Raw genomic sequence first — 4,460 nt, 5'->3', positions numbered from 1 at the left:
AAGTGGACGGTCTGGCGGAGGTTGCGGTACCAGTAATTGGCGTCGAGTTCGGAGGTGTTGAGGAATCCGGGTTCGACGGTGGAGAAGAACGGGACCTCAGAAGCCTGGGGCGTGATCCCTGCGAGGGCCGTTGCCAAGTGGCCCTCGATCGTTTCGACGTGCGCTGAGTGTGAGGCGTAGTCGACTGGGATGAGCCGGGCTCGGACGTCCTGTTCCTGGAGCTGAGCGACGAGGGCCTCGACGGCGTCCTTGTCGCCCGAAACGACGGTGGCGTTGGGGCCGTTGACGGCGGCGATGCTGACACCGCTCGGGAGCTGTCCTTCGACGGTGTGGACGGGCTGTGGAACGGAGGCCATGGCCCCCCGGCCGGCGAGGTGTTCGCCGATGATCTGGGCGCGTACGGCGACGACCTTGGCCGCGTCCTCCAGGGACAGCGCGCCCGCCACAGCGGCTGCGGCGATCTCGCCCTGGGAGTGACCGACCACGGCCGCGGGGCGGATGCCGAGGTGCTGCCAGGTGGCGGCGAGCGAGACCATCACTGCCCAGGTAACGGGCTGGATGACGTCGACACGGTCCAATTCCGCACCAGAGCGGAGAACATCGATCAGCGACCAGTCGACGTAAGGGACCAGGGCCTCTTCACAGCGAGCGATCGACTCCGCGAACACCGGCATGATGTCCAGGAGGTCCGCGCCCATGCCGGCCCACTGAGTCCCCTGCCCCGGGAACACGAACACGGTCTTGCCGGTCTCGTCCGACGCGACGCCCTGCACGAGGTGGGGCGAAGGCTCGCCCTGGACGAGGGCGTCGAGGGCCTGGAGGAGTTCGGCGGTGTTGCCGCCCACCGCGACAGCGCGGTGTTCGAACAGGGCGCGCCCGTGGACGAGCGTGTCGGCGATGGCCACGGCATCCAGCTCAGGCCGCTGATCGACGTACTCGCGGAGCTGTCGTGCCTGGTGGCGCAGCGCGTCGGCGGTCCGGGCGGAGAGCACCCACGGCACGACGCCCGGTTCGGCGGGCTGATCCTGCGGATCGGCGACGGCCGGGGGCTCCTCGATGATGGCGTGGGCGTTGGTGCCGCTGACCCCGAAGGAGGAGACGCCGGCGCGGCGAGGCCGGTCGCCCCCGGGCCAGGCCTGTTCCTCCGTGAGGAGGGTGACCGCCCCGGCATCCCAGTCGACATGGCTGGTGGGCTCATCGACATGCAGTGTCCTCGGCAGGACCTCATGACGCATGGCCATGACCATCTTGATGACACCGGCGACACCGGCGGCGGCCTGCGTGTGGCCGATGTTGGACTTCACCGAGCCCAGCCACAACGGCCGTTCGGCGGGCCGGTCCTGCCCGTAGGTGGCCAGGAGGGCCTGAGCCTCGATCGGATCGCCGAGGGTGGTACCGGTGCCATGTGCCTCGACGGCGTCGACCTGGTCAGGGGTGAGGCCGGCATTGGCCAGTGCCTGCCGGATCACCCGCTGCTGCGAGGGTCCGTTCGGGGCGGTCAGACCATTGCTGGCCCCGTCCTGATTGACGGCCGTGCCGCGCACGATGCCCAGCACAGGGTGTCCATGTCGCTCGGCGTCCGACAGGCGCTCCAGCAGCAGCATGCCGATGCCCTCGCCCCACCCGGTTCCGTCGGCGGCCTCGGCGAAGGCCTTGACGCGGGCGTCGGGAGCGAGCCCCCGCTGCCTGCTGAACTCCACGAAGACCTCGGGAGTCGACATGACCGTCACACCGCCCGCAAGGGCGAGCGAGCATTCGCCGGAGCGCAGCGACTGCGCGGCCATGTGCAATGCGACCAGCGAGGAGGAGCAGGCCGTGTCGACGGTGACGGCCGGGCCCTCCAAGCCGAGGGTGTACGCCACCCGTCCCGACGCCACACTGCCCGCGATACCGGTGCCGAGATACCCCTCGACCGTCTCCGGCACCTGCCGGAGCAAGGTGGCGTAGTCCTGCCCGTTGCTGCCGACGAACACGCCTGCCTTGCTGCCGCGCAGCGACTTGGGGTCGATGCCGGCCAGCTCGAAGGCTTCCCAGGACGTCTCAAGCAGCAACCGCTGCTGCGGGTCCATTGCCAGGGCCTCACGCGGGTTGATGCCGAAGAAGGCCGCGTCGAACTCGCCCACTCCCTGGAGGAAGGCACCCTCCCGCACATAGGACGTACCGGAACGGTCCGGGTCGGCGTCGTAGAGCGCCTCCAGGTCCCAGCCGCGGTCGGCGGGGAACGGCGAGACCGCGTCACCACCGGCAGCCAGCAGCGCCCACAACTCCTCGGGCGTCCGGATCCCACCCGGGAAACGGCAGCTCATGGCCACGATCACGATCGGGTCGTGGTCGGTGGCCGCCGCACCCAGGGCGGTGGCGGTGTGGCCGGTCTGCCCGCCGTCGCCCCCGAGGCCGGGGAACTCGCCCAGCACATGACGCGCCAGCTCGCCCGCCGTCGGGTAGTCGAAGATCACGCTGGTGGTCAGCCGCAGCCCGGTGGCCGCGTTCAGCCGGTTGCGCAGCTGGACCGCGCCGAGCGAGTCCAAGCCGAGGTCCTTGAACGCACGGTTCGGCGCCACCGACTGCGGCCCGGCGTGGCCGAGCACCAACGCCGCCTGTGTCCGCACCAGTTCCAGCAGCAGCTCCTCACGCTTCGGCGCCGACAGCGCGGCAAGCCGCCCGCTCAGCGACTCCTCGTCGAGCTGTGCGTCACAGGACCCGGCCGCAGCCAGGAGATCCCGTACGTCCGTCAGGTCGGAGATCAGCGGGCTGGGCCGGGCGGCGGTGTACGCCGGTACGAAGCGGGCCCAGTCGATGTCGGCGACGGTCAGCGCCGCAGTGCCGTGCCCGACGGCCTCCGCCAGCGCGGTGAGCGCCAGCTCCGGGGACATCGCGGGGAACCCGCTGCGATGCAACTGCTCGGCCGCCCCCTGCCCCGTGGCCATGCCCGAGTCCGCCCAGGCACCCCACGCCACCGAGGTTGCGGGCAGCCCAAGTGCGTGCCGCCGCTGTGCCAGCGCGTCCAAGTGTGTGTTCGCCGCCGCGTAGTTGGCCTGGCCCTCGTTGCCGAAGGTGGCGGCCGCAGAGGAGAAGAGTACGAAGGCGTCGAGGTCGAGGTGACGCGTGTACTGGTCGAGGAGTTCGGCGGCGGTCGCCTTCGGACGCAGTACGTGGCCCAGACGGTCCGCAGTGAGGTGGTCGAGCACGCCGTCGTCGAGGCTGCCGGCCGTGTGGACGACCGCGGTGAGGCCGGGGTGGTCGGCGATGAGCGTACGAACCTGCTCGGGGTCGCTCACATCGCAGGCGGCCAAGGTCACCGCAGCGCCGAGCGCGGTGAGTTCACCGCTCAGGTCGGTGGCTCCGGGGGCCTCACCACCGCGCCGGCTGGCGAGGACCAGGTGCTGGGCCCCGTTCTCGGCCGCCCAGCGCGCTACGCGGGAGCCGAGCGCGCCGCTACCACCGGTGATCAGAACCGTGCCGCGCGGCTGCCAGGCCGCACCGCTGCTGCTCGCCCGGGCCAGTCGTCGGGCGAGGACACCGGCCGCGCGGATGGCCACCTGGTCCTCAGTGCTGCCGGACGCCGTGGCGGCGAGTACGGCACGCAGGTGTGCGCCGCCGCGTTCGTCGAGCTGCTCGGGCAGGTCGACGAGTCCGCCCCAGCGGTCGGGGTGCTCCAGCGCGGCGACCTGCCCCAGGCCCCAGACCTGCGCCTGGGCGGGGTGGATCAGCGGGTCGGAGCCGCCGGTGGTGACCGCGCCCTGGGTGAGGCACCACAGAGGGGCCTGGATGCCCGCGTCGCCGAGCGCCTGGAAGAGAGCGAGCGTCGGTGCTGCCGAGGCGATGTCCTCGCCGGTCAGCGCGAGCAGCGACAACACGCCCGTCGCATCGAACTCCCCGAGCGCACCGTGCAGTTCCTCGCCGAATCGAACCCGATCGGCGTCGGCCGTGTCGAGCACGACCTGTCGTACGGCACCGTGCCCGGCCTCCAGAGCCCGGACGATGTCCCGTACGAGAGGGCGGCCCTCGTGACCGGCGGGAACCAAGAGCAGCCAGTCACCCGTGAGTTCGGCAGCGCCGGACGGTATCGACCGCCACACCACCTGGTAGCGCCAGCCGTCCAGCGGCGAACCACCGGTCCGCTCCCTACGCCCCGACGTTGCGTCGAGCCAGTACCGGCTGCGCTGGAACGCGTACGTTGGCAGCTCCACACGGCGCGGGGCGGTCTCCTCGCTGCTGAAGAAAGCCTGCCATTCGACGGGCGTTCCGTTGACGTGGAGTTCGGCTGTGGCGCGGGTGACGGCGTGGGTTTCGTCGAGGTTCTTGTGGAGGGTGGGGAGGAGGCGAGCCTCGGCGCAGGTGATGCTGTCCTGGGCCATCGCCGTGAGGACACCGCCGGGGCCGATCTCCAGATAGCGGGTGGTGTCGTGCTGCTCAAGCCAGGTGATCTGGTCGGCGAAGCGGACGGCGTCGCGGATGTG

At 71.0% G+C, this 4,460-nt stretch carries 1 protein-coding gene; it reads right to left on the bottom strand.

All coding sequences use genetic code 11. From position 1 onward, the window contains the following. Positions 1-4,460, bottom strand: a 4,460-nt coding sequence (locus AB0E67_RS36140; protein WP_362035058.1) for a type I polyketide synthase, incomplete at both ends; no start/stop codon positions are given.

This window comes from Streptomyces sp. NPDC032161 (genome assembly GCF_040636995.1).
Classification (GTDB): Bacteria; Actinomycetota; Actinomycetes; order Streptomycetales; family Streptomycetaceae; genus Streptomyces.
This window is presented reverse-complemented; position numbering and strand designations above follow the sequence as displayed.